The organism is Aurantimonas sp. HBX-1, assembly GCF_021391535.1.
Lineage (GTDB): Bacteria > Pseudomonadota > Alphaproteobacteria > Rhizobiales > Rhizobiaceae > Aurantimonas.
On sequence record NZ_CP090066.1, the window covers coordinates 1263383 to 1283320 of the forward strand.

22 protein-coding genes are annotated in these 19938 nt (G+C 70.2%); 8 read left to right on the forward strand and 14 right to left on the reverse strand.

The genetic code is table 11. The features are described 5' to 3' along the window. Nucleotides 1-54 precede the first annotated feature (54 nt). From LXB15_RS05955 to LXB15_RS05970, 4 genes are read left to right on the forward strand one after another with little or no spacing between them, the layout of a single operon-like run. Nucleotides 55-738, forward strand: coding sequence for a biotin/lipoate--protein ligase family protein (locus LXB15_RS05955; protein WP_233951646.1), 684 nt, complete (start codon nucleotides 55-57; stop codon nucleotides 736-738). Beyond that, on the forward strand, nucleotides 729-1265 hold the full coding sequence (locus LXB15_RS05960; RefSeq protein WP_233951647.1) for a DUF6505 family protein: 537 nt from the start codon (nucleotides 729-731) through the stop codon (nucleotides 1263-1265). Before LXB15_RS05955 ends, LXB15_RS05960 begins: the two co-directional genes overlap by 10 nt. Further along, complete coding sequence (locus LXB15_RS05965) at nucleotides 1262-2275, forward strand: DUF6352 family protein (RefSeq protein WP_233951648.1); 1014 nt, start codon at nucleotides 1262-1264, stop codon at nucleotides 2273-2275. The genes LXB15_RS05960 and LXB15_RS05965 overlap by 4 nt, the downstream gene beginning before the upstream one ends. Continuing rightward, a complete protein-coding gene (locus LXB15_RS05970; RefSeq protein WP_233951649.1) occupies nucleotides 2275-2727 on the forward strand; it encodes a DUF3305 domain-containing protein in 453 nt (150 codons plus the stop codon). The genes LXB15_RS05965 and LXB15_RS05970 overlap by 1 nt, the downstream gene beginning before the upstream one ends. Before the next feature lie 42 nt (nucleotides 2728-2769). Here the strand turns inward: LXB15_RS05970 and LXB15_RS05975 are convergent, their stop codons facing one another. Together LXB15_RS05975 and glp are read right to left on the reverse strand one after the other, a co-directional pair. After that, nucleotides 2770-3006, reverse strand: a complete 237-nt coding sequence (locus LXB15_RS05975) for a sulfurtransferase TusA family protein (RefSeq protein WP_233951650.1) — start codon at nucleotides 3004-3006, stop codon at nucleotides 2770-2772. Nucleotides 3007-3070: 64 nt separating this feature from the next. Next, nucleotides 3071-4327, reverse strand: a complete 1257-nt coding sequence (glp, locus tag LXB15_RS05980) for a gephyrin-like molybdotransferase Glp (RefSeq protein WP_233951651.1) — start codon at nucleotides 4325-4327, stop codon at nucleotides 3071-3073. 90 nt (nucleotides 4328-4417) lie between these two features. Here glp and LXB15_RS05985 point away from each other — a divergent pair, with 90 nt between their 5' ends. Beyond that, complete coding sequence (locus LXB15_RS05985) at nucleotides 4418-5302, forward strand: formate dehydrogenase accessory sulfurtransferase FdhD (protein WP_233951652.1); 885 nt, start codon at nucleotides 4418-4420, stop codon at nucleotides 5300-5302. Further along, a complete protein-coding gene (mobA, locus tag LXB15_RS05990) occupies nucleotides 5299-5937 on the forward strand; it encodes a molybdenum cofactor guanylyltransferase MobA (RefSeq protein WP_233951653.1) in 639 nt (212 codons plus the stop codon). Before LXB15_RS05985 ends, mobA begins: the two co-directional genes overlap by 4 nt. 2 nt (nucleotides 5938-5939) lie before the next feature. On the opposite strand, the gene LXB15_RS05995 is transcribed toward mobA, so the two are convergent. Genes LXB15_RS05995 through LXB15_RS06015 form a run of 5 tightly spaced genes read right to left on the reverse strand, consistent with a single transcriptional unit; the run spans nucleotide 5940 to nucleotide 11359 of the window. Then, nucleotides 5940-7904, reverse strand: a complete 1965-nt coding sequence (locus LXB15_RS05995; protein ID WP_233951654.1) for a molybdopterin biosynthesis protein — start codon at nucleotides 7902-7904, stop codon at nucleotides 5940-5942. After that, nucleotides 7901-9028, reverse strand: a complete 1128-nt coding sequence (locus LXB15_RS06000; RefSeq protein ID WP_370640180.1) for a molybdopterin-binding protein — start codon at nucleotides 9026-9028, stop codon at nucleotides 7901-7903. Before LXB15_RS06000 ends, LXB15_RS05995 begins: the two co-directional genes overlap by 4 nt. A 53-nt stretch (nucleotides 9029-9081) precedes the next feature. After that, complete coding sequence (locus tag LXB15_RS06005) at nucleotides 9082-9909, reverse strand: extracellular solute-binding protein (protein WP_233953069.1); 828 nt, start codon at nucleotides 9907-9909, stop codon at nucleotides 9082-9084. A 32-nt stretch (nucleotides 9910-9941) separates the two neighbouring features. Further along, a complete protein-coding gene (locus LXB15_RS06010; RefSeq protein ID WP_233951656.1) occupies nucleotides 9942-10667 on the reverse strand; it encodes an ATP-binding cassette domain-containing protein in 726 nt (241 codons plus the stop codon). Further along, nucleotides 10664-11359, reverse strand: coding sequence for an ABC transporter permease (locus LXB15_RS06015; protein ID WP_233951657.1), 696 nt, complete (start codon nucleotides 11357-11359; stop codon nucleotides 10664-10666). Before LXB15_RS06015 ends, LXB15_RS06010 begins: the two co-directional genes overlap by 4 nt. Before the next feature lie 80 nt (nucleotides 11360-11439). Between LXB15_RS06015 and LXB15_RS06020 the strand changes: the two genes are divergently transcribed. Then, nucleotides 11440-12321, forward strand: a complete 882-nt coding sequence (locus LXB15_RS06020; RefSeq protein ID WP_233951658.1) for a helix-turn-helix transcriptional regulator — start codon at nucleotides 11440-11442, stop codon at nucleotides 12319-12321. Here the strand turns inward: LXB15_RS06020 and LXB15_RS06025 are convergent. From LXB15_RS06025 to LXB15_RS06055, 7 genes are all read right to left on the reverse strand, one after another. Further along, entirely contained in the window at nucleotides 12309-13307 is a 999-nt protein-coding gene (locus LXB15_RS06025; RefSeq protein WP_233951659.1) for a 2-dehydropantoate 2-reductase, read from the reverse strand. The two genes, LXB15_RS06020 and LXB15_RS06025, sit on opposite strands and share 13 nt — an antisense overlap. Further along, complete coding sequence (locus LXB15_RS06030; RefSeq protein ID WP_233951660.1) at nucleotides 13304-14824, reverse strand: acyl--CoA ligase; 1521 nt, start codon at nucleotides 14822-14824, stop codon at nucleotides 13304-13306. Before LXB15_RS06030 ends, LXB15_RS06025 begins: the two co-directional genes overlap by 4 nt. A 67-nt stretch (nucleotides 14825-14891) precedes the next feature. Then, nucleotides 14892-15575 (reverse strand): fumarylacetoacetate hydrolase family protein, encoded by a 684-nt coding sequence (locus tag LXB15_RS06035; RefSeq protein ID WP_233951661.1) that lies wholly within the window; start codon nucleotides 15573-15575, stop codon nucleotides 14892-14894. A gap of 38 nt (nucleotides 15576-15613) precedes the next feature. Next, nucleotides 15614-16369, reverse strand: coding sequence for an ABC transporter permease (locus tag LXB15_RS06040; protein ID WP_233951662.1), 756 nt, complete (start codon nucleotides 16367-16369; stop codon nucleotides 15614-15616). A gap of 8 nt (nucleotides 16370-16377) precedes the next feature. After that, nucleotides 16378-17181, reverse strand: a complete 804-nt coding sequence (locus LXB15_RS06045; protein WP_233951663.1) for an ABC transporter ATP-binding protein — start codon at nucleotides 17179-17181, stop codon at nucleotides 16378-16380. Beyond that, nucleotides 17178-18059, reverse strand: a complete 882-nt coding sequence (locus LXB15_RS06050) for an ABC transporter permease (protein WP_233951665.1) — start codon at nucleotides 18057-18059, stop codon at nucleotides 17178-17180. Before LXB15_RS06050 ends, LXB15_RS06045 begins: the two co-directional genes overlap by 4 nt. Then, nucleotides 18052-19044 carry an ABC transporter substrate-binding protein gene (locus LXB15_RS06055; protein ID WP_233951667.1) on the reverse strand — a complete coding sequence of 331 codons (993 nt, stop codon included), beginning with the start codon at nucleotides 19042-19044 and terminating at the stop codon, nucleotides 18052-18054. Before LXB15_RS06055 ends, LXB15_RS06050 begins: the two co-directional genes overlap by 8 nt. A gap of 154 nt (nucleotides 19045-19198) precedes the next feature. Here LXB15_RS06055 and LXB15_RS06060 point away from each other — a divergent pair, with 154 nt between their 5' ends. Then, nucleotides 19199-19927 carry a FadR/GntR family transcriptional regulator gene (locus tag LXB15_RS06060; RefSeq protein ID WP_370640210.1) on the forward strand — a complete coding sequence of 243 codons (729 nt, stop codon included), beginning with the start codon at nucleotides 19199-19201 and terminating at the stop codon, nucleotides 19925-19927. Nucleotides 19928-19938: the final 11 nt, after the last annotated feature.

Sequence of the window (19938 nt, forward strand, 5' to 3'; positions counted from 1 at the left end):
CCTAATCTAGAACGATTATAATCTGGCGCAAGTCGATAATTTCATATGGATTTCATGTCCCTATCCCGCGATGCCGCGCTCAGCCTGCCGCCGCCCTTCCAACTGGTGACGCTTCGCGAAGCGGGCGACGCCTTCGGCCACGCCCAGTCCATCGCCGCCACAAAGGGCGCGGCGACGCTGGTCTGGGCACGGCGCTTCCACATGGCCGAATTCGCCCTGGTGCTGGAGCCCGAGGAGCCGCTGGCCGCGGCGCGGCGCGTCGTCTACGCGGCGGGCAACGCGCTTGCCGACGCCCTCGCGATCCATGCGCCGCCGCAGCAGCCGATCGGCTTCGACTGGCCCGGCGGGCTGCGCGTCGACGGAGCGCTGGTCGGCGGGCTGCGTCTGGCGTGGCCGGCGGACGCCGGCGAGGATGCGGCGCCGGACTGGCTGGTGCTCGGCTGCAGCGTGCGGATGATCGTGATGCGTGCCGGTGAGCCGGGCTTCCGCCCGCTTCTGGGCGGGCTCGACGAGCAGGGTTTCGAGGAACTCAGCCCCGCGGCCCTGATCGAGGGTTTCTCGCGGCATTTCCTGCGGGAGATGAACGAGTGGAACGCGGAAGGCTTCGACGCCGTGCGTAAACGCTGGCTGCAGCGCGCAGAGGGCGCGGGCGCGGCCCTGGCCGACGACCGGCTGCTGGCCGAGGCGCTGCGCGTGCCGGCATGGCTCGATCCGGCGACGGGGGAACCATGGCTTTGAAACTGCCCCGCACCATCCGCCTCGATCCGTCGGACACGTTCGTCTTCGCCCGCGCCGCCGAGCCCGGCGAATGGGCGGTGTCGGGCTCGTTCTGCTTCTTCAACGATGACATCGCGGCGCTGGGCGGCCAGGAACGCCAGGCCTTCCGCGCCGGCTTCCTCGGCATCGCGAGCTTTGCCTGGTCGACGCTCGTGGTGGTGACGGAAGCGACCGAGGCGGACCGCGAGGCGGCGCTGGCCGGCCTCGCGGCGCAGCTCGTCGCCCGTCTTGGCGCGCCGGACATAGACACCGCCCGGGCGGCAGCGGCCGAGGAGATCGCCTTCGCCGCCTCGCTCTGCGACCACCCGGTCAACACGATCCTCGCGGTGCAGCGGTCGCTCGAGGACGGGGGCATCCGCGAGCGCTTCCGTACGCTGCACAAGCGCGAGGGTCTCGTCGAGCACAGCCGCGCCTTCGACATCGTGGTGGACGAGGCCGACTACGACGAGCATGTCGACCTTCACGCACTCCGGCAGGACAAGGCATGAGCGATTTCTGGGTTTCGTCGGGTCATCATCTGCTCGACCGTAACGAGGACGGCTGGCTGGTGCCGACGGACGCGTTCCTGAAGGCGTATTTCGCCCGGCCAGAACTGATGCCGCCGGAAGAGGCCTGCGACGCCGAGCGGGCACTGCATGCGGCGCTGCTCGCCGATCCGAGACGGCCGGTGACGGCGGAGGAGATCGCGGGGCTGGCGGATGAGGACGCACGCGAGAACTGGCAGGTGATGCTGGCCTTCCGGGACAGGCTGCTGGCGCATCCGACGCTGGAGGCGGCCTATCTCGACCTGGTGCGGGGCGGGATGAGCGGCACGCCGCCGCTGTTCGTCAACCAGCTGACCCAGGTGATCCTGCGCAACGCGCTGGAGGGATGCGACGATCCGTTCGTGCTGCGCTCGGCGGAGCTGTTCTTCCGGCCGCAGCGCAGCAGCGTCCACGAGGGGGCGCTGCTGCTCGCCGATGCCGAGGTGGTGGAGCTGCAGGAGGAGAGCCGCCGCAACACCGCGCCGCTGCTGGCGATGTTCAGCGGCCCGGCGGTCACCGAGCTGGACGTCCTCGACGCCGAGAACGCCGCATCCTACGGGCACCGCAACGAGGCGTTCGACCTGGTGCTGAGCTTCGGCGGCGGGCTCGCCTCGCGCGCCGGACTGGCGAAGGCGATCGAGATCTGGGTGCGCCACCTTCTCGGCGTCGCCGTCAGCGTCGAGCCGGCGGCGCAGGCGGAGGAGGCCGACTGGGCCTGGTTCGTCGGGCTCGACGTCGATTCGATGCGCGTCGGCAATCAGCTCTGGCGCGGCGAGGCGACACGCGACGCCGACCTCGAACGCATCATCGGCCTCTTCGCGCTGCGCTTCGAGGATCCGGCCGAAGCGTTTCCCTCGATCGGCGACCGCCCGGTCTGGCTGTTCCTGTCGACGACGCCGGACGGCATGGTGCGGATGAAGCCGCAGAACCTGGTCGCCGGCCTGCCGCTGCGCGGTCCGGCGGAGGCCAGCTGATGATCGATCGTCCGGCCTTCCGCGTGGGCGTCGTCGTCGAGCGGCGGCCGTCCTCCAGCCCCTGGGCCGAGCATGCCTGGCGCATCGCCGCGATCGTGCCGGAGGCGCCCGGCACGCCGGACGGCCAGGTCCTCGGGAGCGACGGCGACGCGACGCTGATCTATGCCGGCTCGACCGAGGTCGAGTTCCACCGCGTCGAGACGGCGAACTACCGCGACAATCTCGCCACCGGCCAGGCCGGGCTGTGGGTGACGCTGGCGCTTCTGTCGGAGGAGCCGGGGATCCGGCTGATCGCGGTCACCGCGGATCCGGCGGAGGGCGAATCGATGACGGAAATCGGCGACCTGCTGGTCGAGGTCGCGCCGATGCCGCCGGAGATGGCCGAGCGGCTCGCCGAATTCGTGCGGGTCCACCATGTCGAGCGGAAATTCATCAAGCGCCGGCGCGACTGACGACCGCCGCGCCGCCTGCAAAAGGCGGCGCCGTCACCGGCGTCAGGCGGGCGTGGCCAGCTTCTCGATCACGAACACGCTGCGCTCGCCGTCCCGGTCGGTGCGCTCCAGCCGGTCGCCCATCTCGTTGACGAGATGCGGAATGTCGAGGAGCGCCAGCGGATCGGTGCAGCGCACCTCCAGCCGGTCGCCCGGCGCGATGCCGCCCAGCGCCTTGCGGGTCTTGAGCGCCGGCAGCGGGCATTTGAGGCCCGACAGGTCGAGGATGGTGGTGGTCATGCGCTGGCGACGATGGCCGGGCGGCGGGGCGCCGTCAACTGAACTTCATCCTTCATCGCGCGGCTCACAGCAGGCTCGAATAGGGCAGGAACTCCACGGTGTCGCCGGGCGTGACGCCGACGCTGTCCTCGCGCAGTTCGACAAGCCCGTCGGTCTCGACCAGCGAGGAGAGGAGGCCGGCGCCCTCGCGCGGGAACTTCACCGCCTCGACGCTGCCGTCTTCCGCCCGGCGGATGGTGACCCGGACATATTCGCGCCGGCCGGCCTTCTTGCGGTAGGCGAACGCCGCGCGCAACGGCGTCGCCACCAGCGCCGGCGCCCGTGCCCCGGCGAGCGCGAGGATCGCCGGGCGGGCGATGCGCGCGAAGGTGACGAAGCCGGCGACGGGGTTGCCGGGCAGACCGATGAAGGCGGTGCCGTCGATCACGCCCATCGCCACGGGGCGGCCCGGCTTTATCGCGACGCGCCAGAAAACCAGCGTGCCGACGCTCTCGACGCTGGCTTTCACGTGGTCCGCCTCGCCGGTGGAGACGCCGCCGGAGGTGAGGATCAGGTCGTGCCCGGCGGCGGCCTCGCGCAGCACTTCGGCGATGCGCGCCTGGTCGTCGGCGAGGATGCCGAGATCGGTGACGGTGCAGCCGAGGCGCCGCAGCATGGCGCCGAGCATGAAGCGGTTGGAATCGAAGAGCTGCGCCGGCCCGCGCGGCGCGCCCGGCGCGACGATCTCGTTGCCGGTGGAGAATACCGCGACGCGCACCCTTCGGCGCACGACGATCCCGGTGAGGCCGAGCGCCGCAGCGAGCGCCACGTCCTGCGGCCGCAGGATCCGGCCCACCGGCAGGACGACGCTACCGGTGGCGACGTCCTCGCCCGCCGGGCGGACATTGGCGCCGCGCTTCAGGCCCGCGGGGAAGACGACGCGTCCGTCATCGGCGACCCGCACGTCCTCCTGCATGAAGACGGTGTCGGCGCCTTCAGGCATCGGCGCGCCGGTGAAGATCCGCACGGTTTCGCCCGCACCCAGCGTCCGGGCCGACGCCATGCCGGCCTGCAGGCGTTCGGCGATCCGGTAGGTGGCCTCGCCCTCGGCCGGGAGGTCGGCGCCGGCCAGCGCGTAGCCGTCGACCGCCGAGTTCGTGAAGGGCGGCAGCGGGAACGGCGCGGCGAGGTCCTCCGCCAGCACCCGCCCGTCGGCCGAATCCAGCGCCACCGTCTCGCAGCCCTCCACGGCCGGCAGGCGGGCGGCGATCAGCGCGACGGTGTCGTCGACGGTTTGCATGGGCCCGCCAAAGGCGAAGCAGTCGTCGGAAAGTTGCGCCATGGCTCCTTCGGTCGTCTCTGTGGGCGGGCACGGCCCCGGATGCGCCCCCTGCCGATTGCGGGACGGCCGGGCGGCAACTAGGTAAGAGCCATGCAGCACACAACGATCCGACCCGATGCGCCCCTCGTCCTGCCGGACCCGGACAACCCGCTTCTGACGCAAGCCGTGACGGGTGTCGACCATAATGGCGTTGCCGTCGACATCCGGGTGCCGGTGGAGCGGACGCTGACGCTCTACCTCAACGCCCAGGAGATCGTCACGATGATGACGATCAACGACCATCCGGAATATCTGGCGCTCGGCTACCTGCTCAACCAGAACATGCTCAAGCCGGCGGACGTCGTCACCGGCGTCGAGTACGACGAGGACCTGCAGGTCGTCGTGGTGCGGACCGAGGCGGGGACGAACTACGAGCAGAAGCTGCGCAAGCGCACGCTCACCTCCGGCTGCGCGCAGGGGACGGCCTTCGGCGACCTGCTGGAGTCGATGGAGGGCGTGGTGCTGCCGCAGGCGGAACTCCGAACCTCCTGGCTCTACCATCTGACCCGGACGATCAACACGACGCCGTCGATCTATCTCGCCGCCGGCTCGATCCATGGCTGCGTGCTGTGCCGCGGCGACCAGCCGCTCTGCTACATGGAGGACGTCGGCCGCCACAACGCCGTCGACAAGATCGCCGGCTGGATGTTCCGCAACGACGTCGATCCGTCCGACAAGATCATGTACACGACCGGCCGGCTGACCTCGGAGATGGTCATCAAGACGGTGCGGATGGGCATTCCCGTCCTCGTCTCGCGCTCCGGCTTCACCGCCTGGGGCGTGGAACTGGCGCTGAAGGCGGGGCTGACGCTGGTCGGACGGGCCCGCGGCAAGCGCTTCGTCGCCGTCGCCGGCCAGGAGCGCATCGTCTTCGATCTCGACATCGAGGCGACGCCCGAGGCGCCGCTCGCCGACCGCAAGGGCTACCGGCCATGACCGGGGCTGGCGCCGCGCACCCGGCGACGCTCGGAGTCATCCTCGCCGGCGGGCTGGCGCGCCGGATGGGCGGCGGCGACAAGCCGATGCGGACGGTCGCCGGACGACCGATCCTCGACCACGTCGTCGAACGCATCGCCCCGCAATGCGACGGGCTGGTGCTCAACGCCAATGGCGACCCGGCCAGATTCGCCGCCTGGGGCCTGCCGGTCGTCGCCGACACCGTGGAGGACTATCCCGGCCCGCTGGCCGGCATCCTCGCGGCGCTGGAATGGGCGGCCGAGCATCGGCCGGACATCGAATGGGTGGCGAGCGCGCCGGGGGACTGCCCGTTCCTGCCGCGCGACCTCGTTGCGCGTCTGCACGAAGCGCGCGACGCCGCCGGCGTGCCGCTAGCCGTAGCGACGTCCGGCGAGCAGGCGCATCCGGTGGTCGGGCTGTGGCCGGTCGGGCTGCGGCATGACCTGCGCCAGGCGCTGGTCGAGGAGGGCCTGCGCCGCGTCGACCGCTGGACGGCGCGGCACGGCGTTGCCGCCGTCGCCTGGCCGGCGCTGCCGGTCGATCCGTTCTTCAACGCCAACACGGTCGAGGATCTCGCCGAGGCGGAGCGGCTGGCGGCAAGCCTGCCGGCCTGAGCTCAGGCTTTCGCGAAGCCGGCATCCTCCAGCGCCCTGGCGGCCTCCGGCGATGCCAGCGCCTCCAGGAAGGCGGCGACGCCCGGCCGCTCCCTGCGCGCGGTGACGAGGGCGAAGTCGTAGTGTTCCTCGGTCAGCGGGATGAAGTCGAGGCCGGCGGCTGTAGCAACGGGAGCGATGGCGACGCCCCAGTCGGCGCGGCCCTGCGCCACCGCCGCGGCGACCGCGTTGTGCGACTTCGGCTGGTTGAAATAGCCGTCCGGGCGAGCCCCGCCGAGCAGCCGGTCGATCAGGATGCGCGTCCCGGCGCCCTGGTTGCGGTTGACCATCAGGCAGTCGGGGTCGGCGAGCGCCGCAGTGACGGCCTCCTCGGCCGAGCGCCCTTCGAAGCGCTGGTCGCCCGGCCGGTGGACGATGCCCTGCATGCGCCGCCAGCCGCGGACGAGTTCCAGACCCGGCGTCAGGAACGGCGCGTTGTAGGTGCCGGAGGCCTCGTCGAGGAGATGGATCGGCGCGAGATCGCATTCGCCGCGCCGCGCGGCGGCAAGGCCGCCGAGGCTGCCGACCGCCAGCGTGCGCACCAGCATGCCCCTGCGGACCAGCGGCGCGGCGATCCGGTCGAGACCGACGCAATGGCTGCCGATGAGCACGAGGTCGGGGACCCGCAGCGTCGGCGTGAACAGCGTGACCCGCGCGCGGGAGCCCGCCGGCAGGTGGTCGGCCAGCGCCTCGATGCGCAGGAAGCCGTCGGCCTGGGCAAAGGAGGTGATGGCGCCCGAGCCCTTGCCGGTCGGGTAGGCGACCAGCCCCTCGGCGCCCTCGACGAGCGAGGTCATGACGAACTCGGTGCGCCCCAGTTCCGAGGCGATCCGCACCGGCACGCTCGCCTCGACCGTGTGGTCCAGCCGTGGCGGCAGGCCGGCCATGCGGCGCAGCACCGGCGCGATCATGTCGTGGAATGTGAACATCGCAGACGTCGGGAAGCCCGGCAGGATGACCACCGGCTTGCCATCGCAGACGGCGAGGCAGAGCGGCTTTCCCGGCTTCAGCGCGACGCCGTGGGCGAGGATGCCGGGTGAACCGAGCCGGGGCACGATGCGGTGGCTGACGTCGCCGGCACCCTTGGAGGTGCCACCGGACAGGATCAGCATGTCGTGCGATGCCAGCGCATCGCGCATCGCCGTCTCCAGCGTCGTTTCGTCATCCGGGAAGGCGCCGAGGAAATTCGGCTCGCCGCCATTCTCGGCGACGGCGGCTGCGACGATGGCGCCGTTGACGTCGTAGATCGCCGCCGGACGCAAGGCCTCGCCGGGGGGCACGAGCTCGTCGCCGGTCGAGAGGATCGCGACGCGGGGACGGCGGACCCCCGGGACGGTGGAAATACCGCAGGCGGCGAGCATGCCAGTCTCGCGCGACCCGATCAGCGTGCCGGCCCGCAGCAGCACCTCGCCGCGGGCAATGTCGGAGCCGGCATGGGAGACGAACTGGCCAGGGCTGGCGGCGCGGCGGATCTCGATCAGCTCCGCCGCCTCGCCTGGCTGGGTGTGCTCGACCATGACGATCGCGTCGGCGCCGCGCGGCACGGGGCCGCCGGTGGCAATCGGCGTCGCGGTGCCCGGCCGGACGGGCAGCAGCGGCTGGGTGCCGCAGGCGATGGTCTCGCCGTTCAGCGTCAGCGTTGCGGGCACCGACTCGCCGGCACCGGCGAGGTCCGCCGAGCGGACGGCGAAGCCGTCGACATTGGCGCGGTCGAAGGGCGGCACGTCGACCGGCGCGACGACGTCCTCGGCCAGGGCCGCGCCGAGCGCCGAGGCGAGCGGCCGCAGCACGGTCTCCTCCCGCCGCGGAAACAGCGCCGCCTCGAAGCGCGATACGGCCTCCTCGCGCGAGAGGATGGCGAGGAACTGTTCCTGCTCGTGGCTGCCGCCGCGGGCAGCTGCCGCCGGCGGCACGGGATCATGCGTCATGCGATGCTCGTAGCAGAAACCGTAAAGCCTGCCACGGGCGTTCCGGCGGCGTAGCCCTCGCTGTCGCCCGGCACGGCGAGCCATGCATCGGCCTCCGCGAGCCGGTGCAGCGGAAAGCGCCCCACCGCCAGCGGCAGCCAGGCATCGTTCGCTTCGCGCAGCAGCACGAGTTCGGTGACGCCGACGGCGGAGGCGATCTTTCGGGCCAGAGGCAGGACGCGCGCGGGCGGCCGGATGCGGCCGGAGAGGCGGTCGATGGCCGGAAGGGCGAAGGTCCAGAACGCCGCCAGCGCCTGGTCCGGCGCGCCCGGCAGCGCGACGACCGGGACCGCACCGCGCCGGCCGAGGGCCGTGGTGGTGCCCGGCGAGAGCGCGATGCCGTGCGCCAGCAGGATACCCCGGGCCGCCAGCGCCTCGGCCGTGGCATCGCCGCGGCCCGTGCCGGTGCCGCCGACCAGGACGAGGAGTTCGCCGTCCGCCGCGTCGATCGCGCCGCCGATGGCCGCGGCGTCGCGGGCAACGGCGGTGACCGAAGTGACCTGCGCGCCGGCCGCCCGGGCGAGGTCGGCGACGAGGCCGGCGGAAGCGGTTGCGCCGGTTGCGCCGCCGACGTTCAGGAGATGCAGGACCGGCCGTCGGACCGGCAGGTCGGTCAGGCCGGCCATCCGCGCGACAAGGATATCGACGGCTCGGACGGGGTGCCCCGCCGTGACCGCCGGCGAGTCCGCCGGCCAATCCTCGCCGCGGCGGCTGACGCCGCTGCCCGTGACCGCTTCGCCCGAGACCTCGACCAGCGGGCCGCTGCGGTCGACGAGCCCCGCCTCGATCACGCAGTCGCAGCCGGCCGGCAGCGCGTCACCGGCTTCCACCCAATGCAGCGGGCCGCCCGGTACGGCGGGCGAGAAGGGCGAGGCGCCGAGAAGATCGGCAGACGCAAAGGCGAATCCGTCGATGATCGCGATGTCGGCGGCCGGCAACGGGGCGGCGAGGGGCGCGGCCTCCGCCGCAACGGCTCCGAGCGCCTCCGACAGCGCCAGGCGGGTGGCGGCCACCGGCTGCAGCCCTTCGGTCAGAAGCGCCAGGGCCGCTTCGACAGAGGTCAGCGCAACGGCGGGAGTCGGCATGATGATCATCGCCCATGATGGGCCGGGCGATGATTGCTTGGCAACGCCGCCGCTCAGGAGCGGCTCTCGGCGGCGTTGGGGAAGAACAGCTGCTGGCCGCCGATCTTGTAGTCGGCGATGGCTGCCTGGCCTTCGTCCGAGATCAGCCAGTCGACGAAGGCCTGGCCGAGTTCGGTCTTCACGTGCGGGTGCTTCTCGGCGCTGACCAGCATGACGCCGTACTGGTTGAACAGCCGCTTGTCGCCTTCGACCAGCACGTCGAGATCGCCGCCATCGGTGAAGGACAGCCAGGTGCCGCGGTCGGCGAGCACGTAGGCCTCCATGGCGCCGGCGGTGTTGAGGGCGGCGCCCATGCCTTGGCCGATCTCGCGGTACCAGTCGCCCTTCGCCGTCTCGATGTCGATGCCGGCATCCTTCCAGAGCCGCAGCTCGGCGGAATGCGTGCCGGACTTGTCGCCGCGCGACACGAACGGCGCCTTGGCCGCCGCGATCGCCTGCAGGGCGGCGGCGATGTCCTCGGTGCCGGCGATGCCGGCCGGGTCGCTCTTCGGGCCGATCAGAACGAAGTCGTTGTACATGACATCGAAGCGCTCGACGCCGAAGCCGTCGGCGAGGAACTGCTCTTCCTGCGCCTTGGCATGCACGAAGACGACATCCGCGTCGCCGCGCCGCGCGGTCTCCAGCGCCTGGCCGGTGCCCTGGGCGACGACCTTCACGGTGATCCCGGATTCTTTCTCGAACAGCGGCAGGATATGGTCGAACAGGCCGGAATCCTGCGTCGAGGTCGTCGAGGCGACGACGATCGAGCGATCCTGCGCGAGCGCCGGATGACCGGTGATCGCCGCGAGAAAAGCCGCGCCGACGAAGGCGAGGGTGGGCATGAAAGGTCGCATCGCAGTCTCTCTGGGTTGGCTCAGATGACGAGGTCGCCGCGCAGGAAGGCGGCAGCTTCGGGCGTAGAGTGGCTGTCGAAGAACGCCGCGACGGGCTTGTGCTCGCGCACCCTGCCGGCGGCCATGAACAGCACCTCGCCGGCGAGGCGCCGGACCTGGCCGAGATCGTGCGAGGCCATCAGCACCTTGATGCCGGAATCCGCCACGTCGCGGATGATCGCTTCGACGCCGCGGCTGGCGGCGGGGTCGAGATTGGCGGTCGGCTCGTCGAGCAGCAGCAGTTCCGGTTCGCGGGCGAGGGCCCGGGCGAGGGCGAGCTTCTGCTGTTCGCCGCCGGAGAGTGAGCGTGCGGGCCGGGCGGCGTGGTCGCTGAGGCCGACCCGCTGCAGCAAGGCTTCGGCGCGTTCGGCCCGCAGCCGCCGGGGGCAGCCGGCCTGCGCCAACCCATAGGTGACATTCGTGAGCGCCGAGCGCCGCAGCATGACCGGACGCTGGAACAGCATGGCGCGGCGGACGGGGGGCGAATCGATCCGGCCGCCCCAGGTGACGCGGCCGGAGGACGGCGCCGTCAGCCCCATGCAGAGGCGCAAGAGCGAGGATTTGCCGGCGCCGTTCGGCCCGACGACCACCGTCGGCGCGCCGGCCCGGATGGTCAAAGTGAGGCGGTCGAGAATGGTGGCCTCGCCGGCGACCAGCGAGACATCGTGGAGCGACAGCGGCAGGTCGGTCCGGGCCAGCGCCTTCATCCGGTCACCCGTCGTTCCGACCAGCTGCGCAGGCCCCACGCCAGCGCGTTCACCACCAGGATCAGGGCGACGAGGATCGCTCCAAGACCCATGGCCAGCGCCAGGTCGCCCTTCGAGGTCTCCAGCGCGATGGCGGTGGTCATGGTGCGGGTGAAGCCGTCGATATTGCCGCCGACGATCATCACCGTTCCCACCTCGGCCGCGGCGCGCCCGAAGCCGGCGAGGAGGGCCGTGACCAGGCTGATGCGGCAGTCCCACAGGAGCGTCGCGACCCTGCCCGCCGGCCCGACATTCATCGCCGTCAGCTCGTCGCGATATTCGTACCAGAGATCCTCGATGGTCTGGCGGGCCAATGCCGCGATGATCGGCATGACCAGCAGCGCCTGCGCCAGGATCATCGCCTGCGGCGTGAACAGGATGCCGAGCGAGCCGAGCGGGCCGGAGCGCGACAGCAGCAGATAGACGGCAAGCCCAACCACGACCGGCGGCAGCCCCATGAAGCCGTTGAGGATGACGATGACCGCCGTGCGGCCGGGAAACCGGGTCAGCGCCAGGACGGCGCCGAGCGGGAAGGCCACCAGCGTCGCCACTGCCACGGCCGACAGGCTGACCAGCAGCGACAGGCGCACGATGGCGTAGAGCGCGGGATCGCCGCTGAGAATCAGGTGCCAGGCACCGAGAGTATCCGGCATGAGGCCTCCCTTGGAGGCTTTCTTCTGCAGGAAATCGGTGTATGTCAAATGATGGAATCAGGACATAAAGGCGCAGGAATATGCCGACCGATCTGCTGACCACGGGGGAGGCCGCCGACTATCTTCGGCTCGGCGAGCGCAAGCTCTACGAACTGGTCGCGGCAGGCGCGATCCCGTGCTCGAAGGTCACCGGCAAGTGGCTGTTCCCGCGCCACGAGCTGGATCGCTGGGTCCTCTCCGGACTGGCGCGACCCGCAGGGATGACGCCGGCCGAGGCGCCGGCGATCGTCGGCGGCAGCCAGGACGACCTTCTGGAATGGAGCCTGCGCCAGTCGGGTTCGGGTCTGGCGTCGCTGACCGAGGGGACGGAGGCCGGCGTCGCCCGGCTGCTGCGCAGCGAGATCGCCGCTGCGGCGGTTCATTTCCATGGGGCCGCCGACGAGGACAACGTCGCCTTCGTCGAGCGCATGCCGCAGCTGCACGATGCGCTGCTGGTCGGCATGGCGCGGCGCGAGCAGGGGCTGCTGCTGCCGACCGGCAATCCGAAGGGGCTTGGCAGCCTGGAGGACGTGATCGCCAGCCGGGCCCGTCTGGCCGTCCGGCAGAAGGGCGCGGGGGCGCAGATGTTGCTGGAGGGTCTGCTTTCGCGTCTCGGCATCTCGCCGGGCGACCTGAATCGCCTGGAGCCCGCCTGTCTCAGCGGCCCCGACCTTGCCGCCGCCATCCGGGAGGGGCGGGCCGATTGCGGCGTCGCCACGCGCTCGGCGGCCCGCTCGGCCGGCCTCGACTTCGTGCCGCTTGCCTGGGAGAGCTTCGATCTCCTGATGCGGCAGCGGACCTATTTCACGCCGCCGCTGCAGGCGCTGGTCGGCTTTCTCGGCGGCGGGGCGGTCCGGCGGCGAGCGGCGGAACTGACCGGCTACGACCTCGCGCCGGCCGGCACGATCCGCTACTTCGCCTGATCGGCGACGGCGGGGACGAGAGGCGTCGCGGCCCGCAGCCGCACCAGGCCGAGGATGGTATCGATGGTCGGCGTCGGGCTGTCGGTGAGGCGCCCGAGCTCCTGCACCGCCGTCACCAGCGCGTCGATCTCCATCGGCCGGCCGAGCTCGAGGTCCTGCAGCATCGAGGTCTTGTGCTCGCCGACCTCGGCGGCGCCGGCGATGCGCTTGTCGACATCGATGGGAAAGCGGATGCCGAGCTTCTCGGCGATGGCCTGGGCTTCCAGCATCATCTGGCGGGCGACCGCCCTTGCGCCGTCGTCGCCGCAGATCGCCGCCAGCGTGGCGCCGGTGAGGGCCGAGATCGGGTTCAGCGAGACATTGCCCCAGAGCTTGATCCAGATTTCGGAACGGATCTGCGGGCGCACCGGCGCGCGGAAGCCGGCGGCGACCAGCGCCCGCGACAGGGCCAGCGTTCGTTCGCTCTTCTCGCCGGAGGGCTCGCCGAGCGGCAGGCGGTCGCCCTCGGTGTGGCGGATGATGCCCGGCGCCTCGATGTCGGCGGCGGGATGGACGACGCAGCCGATCGCCCGCTCCGGGCCGATCGTGTCCCAGATCCGGCCACCCGGATCCACCGCCTCGATGCGATGCCCCTCGTAGGGACCGCCGCTGCGATAGAAGTACCACCAGGGCACGCCGTTCTGGGCGGTGACCACGGCGGTCTCCGGACCGAGCAGTGTCGCCAGGCCGGGCAGGATCGCCGGGACCGAATGCGCCTTGAGCGCCACCAGGACGTAGTCCTGCGGGCCGAGCTCGGACGGATCGTCCGTCGCCCGCACCGCGGCGTTGATCTCCCCCGATGCGTCGCGCACGGTCAGGCCGTCCCGGCGGATCGCCGCCAGATGCGGGCCGCGGGCGACGACGCTGACCTCGGCCTCGCCGGCGGCGGCGAGTTTCGCCGCGACGAGGCCGCCGATCGCGCCGGCTCCGAAGATGCAGATCCTCATGCCGGCGACGCCGCCTTGCCGAGGCCGAGCTTGTCGGCAAGGCCGATGCGCTGCAGCTTGCCGGTGGCGCCCTTCGGGATCTCGTCGAGGAACACCAGGCGGCGCGGCACCTTGAAGTCGGCGAGCCTGGTGGCACAGAAATCGCGGATCTCGCGCTCGGTGGCGCTCATCCCCTCGCGCAGCACGACGGCGGCGGCGACTTCCTCGCCGAGCTTGTCGTGCGGCATGGCGAAGGTCACCACCTGCTGCACCGCCGGGTGGTCCATCAGCACGTCGTCGACCTCGCGCGGCGAGATCTTCTCGCCACCGCGATTGATGATCTCCTTCAGCCGGCCGGTGAGCCGGACGAAGCCGTCCTCGTCCATGGTGCCCTGGTCGCCGGTGTGGAACCAGCCATGCGCGAAGGCTTCGGCGTTGGCCTTGTCGTTGTTCTCGTAGCCCTTGGTGACGTTCGGGCCGCGGATGCAGATCTCGCCGACCGCGCCGGCCGGCAGCACCGTGCCGTCCTGCGACAGGATGGCGACTTCCGGGCCGGCGGCGGGGCCCACGCTGCCGGGCTTGCGCTGGCCGGGCGGCAGGAGATTGGACGCCATCTGATGCGCCGCTTCGGTCATGCCGTAGGACTCGATCACCGGGCAGCCGAAGGCAGCTTCCAGCTCGCCCATCACCTGCGCCGGCAGCGACGCGGAAGAGGACCGGATGAAGCGCAGCTGCGCCCTGTCGACGCTGTCCTGGTTGCGCGGCGCGCGGGCGAGGATCGCCTGATGCATGGTCGGGACGGCCGTGTACCAGGTGGGTTCGGCGGCATCCATCCAGGAGAAGAACTTCAGCGCGTTGAAGCCCGGCGTGCAGACGACCGAGGCGCCGGCCGAGAGCGTCGAGAGCACCGCCGCGACCAGGCCGTGAATGTGGAACAGCGGCATGATGTTGAGGCAGCGATCGGCCGGCGTCAGCGCCAGGGTCTCGCGGATATGGCGCGCCGAGGCCTTTATGTTGCCGAGGGTGAGCGGCACGATCTTCGGGCGCGACGTGGTGCCGGACGTATGCAGGACGAGGGCGATATCGTCTTCCGCGCTGTAGCCGCGACGCTCTGTCGTGCCCACGGACTCGCCCTCGAGGCTGAAGGCGCCGGCGGGCGCGCCATCGGCGACCCGCAGCCGCAGCACCGGGACGCCCAGCCTGGCGGCGACGGCTTCCGCCGCCTCGTGGCCGGCGGCATCGACGATCAGCGCCTTGGCGCCGAGGTCGTTGAGGTAGAATTCGAATTCGTCCGCCCGGTAGGCGGGATTGAGCGGGGCGGTGGTCGCCCCGGCGGCGACGGCGACGAAGCAGGCCGCCATTTCCGGGCCGTTCGGCAGCACGATCGCCACCCGGTCGCCCCGGCCGATGCCGAGCGCGTTGAGGGACGAGACCGTCGTGGCGACGAGCTCGCCGAGGCCGGCGAAGCTCAGCGGCTGGCGGTCCGGCGCGCCGATGGCGGGATCGGCGGGAGCGCCCCGTTGCAGGAGATCGAGCATGGCGGCCGTCCTTGAGCTTGAAGAGAAGCCGGCGGCGCGGGCGCCGCCGGCAATCCACGCTGAGTGGTCAGGACACGGTGACGCGGAGGTCGCCGATGCCGTCGATGTGGCCTTCCAGCACGTCGCCGCGCTTGACGGCGCCGACGCCGGCCGGGGTGCCGGTCATGATGACGTCACCCGGCGCGAGGCGGAAGAGGCCGGAGAGGTAGGAGATCGATTCCGCCACCTTCCAGATCATCTGGTTGAGGTCGCCGTTCTGGCGGATCTCGCCATTGACCTTGAGCCAGATCGCGCCGGAATCGGGGTGGCCGATCTCGGAAGCCGGCACCACCGGCGACACCGGCGCGGAGTCCTCGAAGGCTTTGCCGATTTCCCACGGCCGGCCCATCTTCTTGGCCTCGCCCTGCAGGTCGCGCCGGGTCATGTCGAGGCCGACGGCGTAGCCGTAGACATGCGACAGCGCGTCTTCCACCGGGATGTTCTCGCCGCCCTTCGACAGGAACACCACCAGCTCGATCTCGTGATGCACGTCGGAGGACATCGACGGGTAGGGGAAGCTGTCGCCGACGATCAGATTGTCAGGGTTTTTCTGGAAGAAGAAGGGCGGCTCCTTGTCCGGGTCGTGGCCCATCTCGATGGCGTGGTCGGCGTAGTTGCGACCGACGCAATAGACGCGCCGCACCGGGAAGGTGTCGCCGGAGCCCTGGACGGGCAGCGACGTGGTTTCGGCTGGCGTGAAGACATGTGTCATCGTTCAGGTATTCCTCTGTGTGAACGGTACGGGAGGGATCAGCCGCGCGATGCGGCATAGAAATCGACGCGTCGCTCGAGCCAGGCAAGGCTCTCGGCCAGGATGAAGGCCAGCGCGAACAGGACGATGAGGGCGGCCCAGAAGTGCTCCATCAGGAAGCGCGAGCCGTAGAGTTTGAAGAGCGCGCCGAAGCCGACGATCGACACCAGCAGCTGGCCGATGATCACGCCCTTCACCGCACGGATGACGCCGAGGCGGATGCCGGCGAGAATCTCGGGCAGCGCCGCCCAGATGTAGATTCGCCGGAAGGCCTGCCAGCGGCTGGCGCCGAAGCTGTGGGCCATCTCGACCAGCGAGGGCGAGATCGAGCGGACGCCGGCGCGGGAATCGAGCACGATGATCCAGATGGCGAAGAGCACGACGGTGAGGATGATCGTCGTTTGGCCGAGGCCGAACAGGACCATGATCACCGGGACGAGCGCGGTCAGCGGCGCCGACAGGAAGAGGTTCACCCAGGGCAGGAAGATGCGGTCGGCGATGACCGAGCGCCCCATCAGGATGCCGAGCGGCACGCCGACGCCGATGGCGATGACATTGCCGATGACGAAGGCGTAGGCGGTGACGCCGAGCGCCGACATGAAGGTCTGGGTCGGCACGATCTCCACCATCCTGACGAGGACGGCCGAGAGCGGCGGCAGCAGGATGGTGATGCCGAGCTGCCCGACGATCTCCCAGAGGATCGCCCACAATAGCAGCGAGGCGACCATCGGGATGCGGTGTCCGAAGAGGGTCATGGCGCGCCTCAGTCCAGGTAGGTCTTGAGCGAATGCCAGATGGCATCGACCGTATCGAGATAGACCGGGTGGCGGCGGATCGCGTCGGCATCGCCGTCGCGGTTGATCGCCGGCTCGATGATCTCGGCGATGCGGCCGGGCCGCGGCGACAGCAGCACGATGCGGTCCGACACGTAGACCGCCTCCTCGATCGAGTGGGTGACGAAGATGAAGGTCTTCTTCTCGTTGGCGACGAGGGTGAGGAGATCCTCCTGGAACTTGCGGCGGTTCTGCTCGTCGACGGCCGAGAACGGCTCGTCCATCATCAGGACGTCGGCATTGACCGACAGCGCCCGGGCGAGGCCGACGCGCTGGCGCATGCCGCCCGACAGCTCGTGCGGATATTTCTCCTCGAAGCCGGCGAGGCCGACCTGCTGGATGTAGCGGCGCGAGACGTCCTCGCGCTCGGCCCGCGGCGTGCCGCGCAGTTCGAGGCCGAAGGCGACGTTGCGCAGCACCGTCGCCCAGGGCATCAGCGCGAAGTCCTGGAAAACGAAGGCCCGCTCCGGCCCCGGACCGGAGACCGGCCTGCCGTTGACCAGCACCTCGCCCGAGGTCGCCGGCAACAGGCCGGCGATGATCTTGAGCAGGGTGGTCTTGCCGCAGCCCGAGGGGCCGAGCAGCGAGGTCAGCTGACCGCGCGGGAAATCGACGCTGACATTCTCCAGCGCCTGGACGTTGCCGGCATAACGCTTGTTGACATTGCGCACGGCGACGATGGAGTCGGTCACCGGGGACGGCGCGGCGAAGGCATGTTGGGCGATGGCGTTCACGCTGTGGCTCGCTTCTCGGGTCGGAAGATCGTGACCTCGACGCGCTCGATCAGTTCGATGAAGAGCACGGAGAACACGATGATGGACAGGATCGCGGCGTACATGGCCGGGTAGTCCGCGATGGAACGGCTGTAGCTGATCAGGTCGCCCACGCCGGTCGGCGTGATCAGGAGTTCGGCAAGGATCGCGCCGATGAAGCCGGAGGCGCAGCCGAGGCGCAGCCCCGCGAAGATCACCGGGCTGGCCGCCGGCAGGATGATCCGCGTGATCACCTTTCGCCGCGGCGCCAGGAAGGACCGTCCCATCTCGACCAGCGAGGCCGGGGTGTGGCGGACGGCGGCGAAGGAGTTCAGGACGATCACCGGCATCGCCATGATGCAGACGACGATGGTCTTGGACGTCAGGCCGATGCCGTAGGCGAAGACGATCAGCGGGATGAGCGCCGCCAGCGGCGCCGCCTGGGCGACGATGAAGATCGGCGAGGCGAACCATTCGGCCTTGGTGTTCAGGCCCATCGAGACGCCGATGGCAACGCCGAGCAGGGCGGAGATGACGAGACCGAGCAGCAGCGGCTGCAGGGTGATGGCGAAGGCCGCGACGAGCGAGCCGTCAGCGAGCATGCCCCAGAAGGCCGCCATGGTTTCGGTGAAGGTCGGGAAGGCCGGGCTGATCGGAACCAGCGCCGCCCATTGCCACGCAATGCAGAAGATCGCGACCGAGATGAACCGCAGCGTCAGCGGATGGCTCAGGAATGCGGTGCCCTTGTTCGGCTGGCGCTCGCGAAGGGCGCCGGGGACCCGGTCAGGCCCGAACGGGAAGAACCGGGAGAAGCGGAGCCCGGTGGGCTCCGCTTCGAGATTGGCGCGCTGCTCAGCCACCGATCTTCGCCTTTGCGGCCTCGATCGGGGCGAGGTTCCAGAAATCCTCGACCTTGAGGCTGTCGGCCGGACCTTCCATCTGCCCGGACGTGACATAGAAGTCGAAGTCGGCGCGGGCGATGTCCTCGCTGGCGCCTTCCGGGTTCCACAGGCCGGCCTCGACGCCCTCGGCGTAATACGCGTCGACTTCGGCGAGAATCTCGGCCGGCTGGTCGGAGAGGAGGTTGCGGGCTGCCCGCTCCTTCTCGACGATAGTCGGATCGGCGTTGATCTCCTTCCACAGCTTGAGCAGTTCCTCGGTCAGGATCGCCGCGGATTCCGGGTTCTCCTCGACCCACTTCTCGTTGGCGAAGAGGATCTCGTCGGACACCTTGTCCTCGATGCCGGGCAGGACGTGGAACTTGTCCGGCGCCTGCTTGAGCAAGAGGTTCTTGTTCGACAGGTCGACGATGGTCGCCTTGATGGTGCCGTTGAGCATCGCCACGATGCGGTTCTCGGATCCGGGCACGTAGGAACGCTGGCCGAACTCGATGCCCTCGCGCTCGGCGACGACGTTGCCGTAGGCTTCGGTGGCGGTACCGCGGGCATGGAAGGTGAAGGGCTCGCCGTCGAGGTCCTTCCAGCTCTTGTATTCGGTGGAGACCACCGGGAAGAACACCAGCGACGAGATCTGGAAGATGTTGCGCAGCGGGACCTTGGTCTTCTGGATGATCGAGTAGGGCGTGCCGATGCCGACGTCGGCCTGGCCGCTGATGATCGCCTGGATCGCCAGCTCCTCCTCCGCGAAGGACGTCAGCTCATAGTCGAGTCCCCGGTCCTTCGCCCGCTCAAGGGCGATCAGGAAGCCGAGCGTCTCCACCGATGCCACGTCGCCGAGGGCGACGCGGACGGTCTCCTGCGCGCTGGCGACCTGGGTGCCGAAGCCGATCGCCGCAGCGACGAGCCCGGCGGCGAGCGTGCCCGCCATCTTGGTCCACACTGTCATCTATTCCTCCCGATTGGCATTGTCTTGTTGATTGCCGCACGAGGTGCAGCACCGGTCGCTTCGGACCAATCTCTTGCCAATGGCGTATTGGTTAAGGCATAAGAACGGAATGATCAAGATGGAAGATGACGAGAAGGGCGGTGCCGGTGCGACGATGCTGATCCGTGGCGCCGAGGTGCTGGAAGCCGATACGCTGGTGCGCGACGGCGGCCAGAGCGCGCTCGTGCAGTTGCGCGCCTATCTCGGGCAGCGGGAGTTCGCCCCCAACACCCGCCTGCCGCCCGAACGCGAACTGGCGGAGATCGTCGGGGTGTCGCGCGGCGACCTGCGCAAGGCGCTGGCGGTGCTCGAAGAGCAGGGCGAGTTGTGGCGCCATGTCGGCAAGGGCACGTTCATCGGCGCGCGCCCCGTTGCCGAGATCGCCACGGTCACGGCGATCGCCGACCAGACCAGCCCGGCGGAAGTGATGCGGGCGCGCCTGGTGATCGAGCCGGAACTCGCGCGGGAGGCCGCGCTGCATGCGACCAGCGACGACATCAGGGTGCTGAGGCTCTGTGCCGACGGCGCCCGTCATGCCGAGACGTGGCGGCAATACGAGAACTGGGACAACCGCCTGCATCGGGCCATCGCCGAGGCTGGCCGGAACGCTCTGCTGCTGTCGGTCTTCGACACGATGAACGCGGTGCGCCGCACCGTCGTCTGGGGCCGGCTGCGCAACGACCGCCTGCTGCCGCCGCCCGACCATCACAGCTTTGCCGACCACGATGCCATCGTCGATGCCATCGCGGAGCGCAACCTCGCGGCGGCCGCGGCCCAGATGCGCCTGCACCTCCAGCGGGTCCAGACCAACCTGATCGAGCGCCACAAGGTGGCCGAGGAATAGCCGCTTCGGTC

Coding starts and splice junctions, on each gene's coding strand:
- LXB15_RS05955 (WP_233951646.1), top strand. CDS start 55: ATGTCCCTATCCCGCGATGCCGCGCTCAGCCTGCCGCCGCCCTTCCAA.
- LXB15_RS05960 (WP_233951647.1), top strand. CDS start 729: ATGGCTTTGAAACTGCCCCGCACCATCCGCCTCGATCCGTCGGACACG.
- LXB15_RS05965 (WP_233951648.1), top strand. CDS start 1,262: ATGAGCGATTTCTGGGTTTCGTCGGGTCATCATCTGCTCGACCGTAAC.
- LXB15_RS05970 (WP_233951649.1), top strand. CDS start 2,275: ATGATCGATCGTCCGGCCTTCCGCGTGGGCGTCGTCGTCGAGCGGCGG.
- LXB15_RS05975 (WP_233951650.1), bottom strand. CDS start 3,006: ATGACCACCACCATCCTCGACCTGTCGGGCCTCAAATGCCCGCTGCCG.
- glp (WP_233951651.1), bottom strand. CDS start 4,327: ATGGCGCAACTTTCCGACGACTGCTTCGCCTTTGGCGGGCCCATGCAA.
- LXB15_RS05985 (WP_233951652.1), top strand. CDS start 4,418: ATGCAGCACACAACGATCCGACCCGATGCGCCCCTCGTCCTGCCGGAC.
- mobA (WP_233951653.1), top strand. CDS start 5,299: ATGACCGGGGCTGGCGCCGCGCACCCGGCGACGCTCGGAGTCATCCTC.
- LXB15_RS05995 (WP_233951654.1), bottom strand. CDS start 7,904: ATGACGCATGATCCCGTGCCGCCGGCGGCAGCTGCCCGCGGCGGCAGC.
- LXB15_RS06000 (WP_370640180.1), bottom strand. CDS start 9,028: ATGCCGACTCCCGCCGTTGCGCTGACCTCTGTCGAAGCGGCCCTGGCG.
- LXB15_RS06005 (WP_233953069.1), bottom strand. CDS start 9,909: ATGCCCACCCTCGCCTTCGTCGGCGCGGCTTTTCTCGCGGCGATCACC.
- LXB15_RS06010 (WP_233951656.1), bottom strand. CDS start 10,667: ATGAAGGCGCTGGCCCGGACCGACCTGCCGCTGTCGCTCCACGATGTC.
- LXB15_RS06015 (WP_233951657.1), bottom strand. CDS start 11,359: ATGCCGGATACTCTCGGTGCCTGGCACCTGATTCTCAGCGGCGATCCC.
- LXB15_RS06020 (WP_233951658.1), top strand. CDS start 11,440: ATGCCGACCGATCTGCTGACCACGGGGGAGGCCGCCGACTATCTTCGG.
- LXB15_RS06025 (WP_233951659.1), bottom strand. CDS start 13,307: ATGAGGATCTGCATCTTCGGAGCCGGCGCGATCGGCGGCCTCGTCGCG.
- LXB15_RS06030 (WP_233951660.1), bottom strand. CDS start 14,824: ATGCTCGATCTCCTGCAACGGGGCGCTCCCGCCGATCCCGCCATCGGC.
- LXB15_RS06035 (WP_233951661.1), bottom strand. CDS start 15,575: ATGACACATGTCTTCACGCCAGCCGAAACCACGTCGCTGCCCGTCCAG.
- LXB15_RS06040 (WP_233951662.1), bottom strand. CDS start 16,369: ATGACCCTCTTCGGACACCGCATCCCGATGGTCGCCTCGCTGCTATTG.
- LXB15_RS06055 (WP_233951667.1), bottom strand. CDS start 19,044: ATGACAGTGTGGACCAAGATGGCGGGCACGCTCGCCGCCGGGCTCGTC.
- LXB15_RS06060 (WP_370640210.1), top strand. CDS start 19,199: ATGCTGATCCGTGGCGCCGAGGTGCTGGAAGCCGATACGCTGGTGCGC.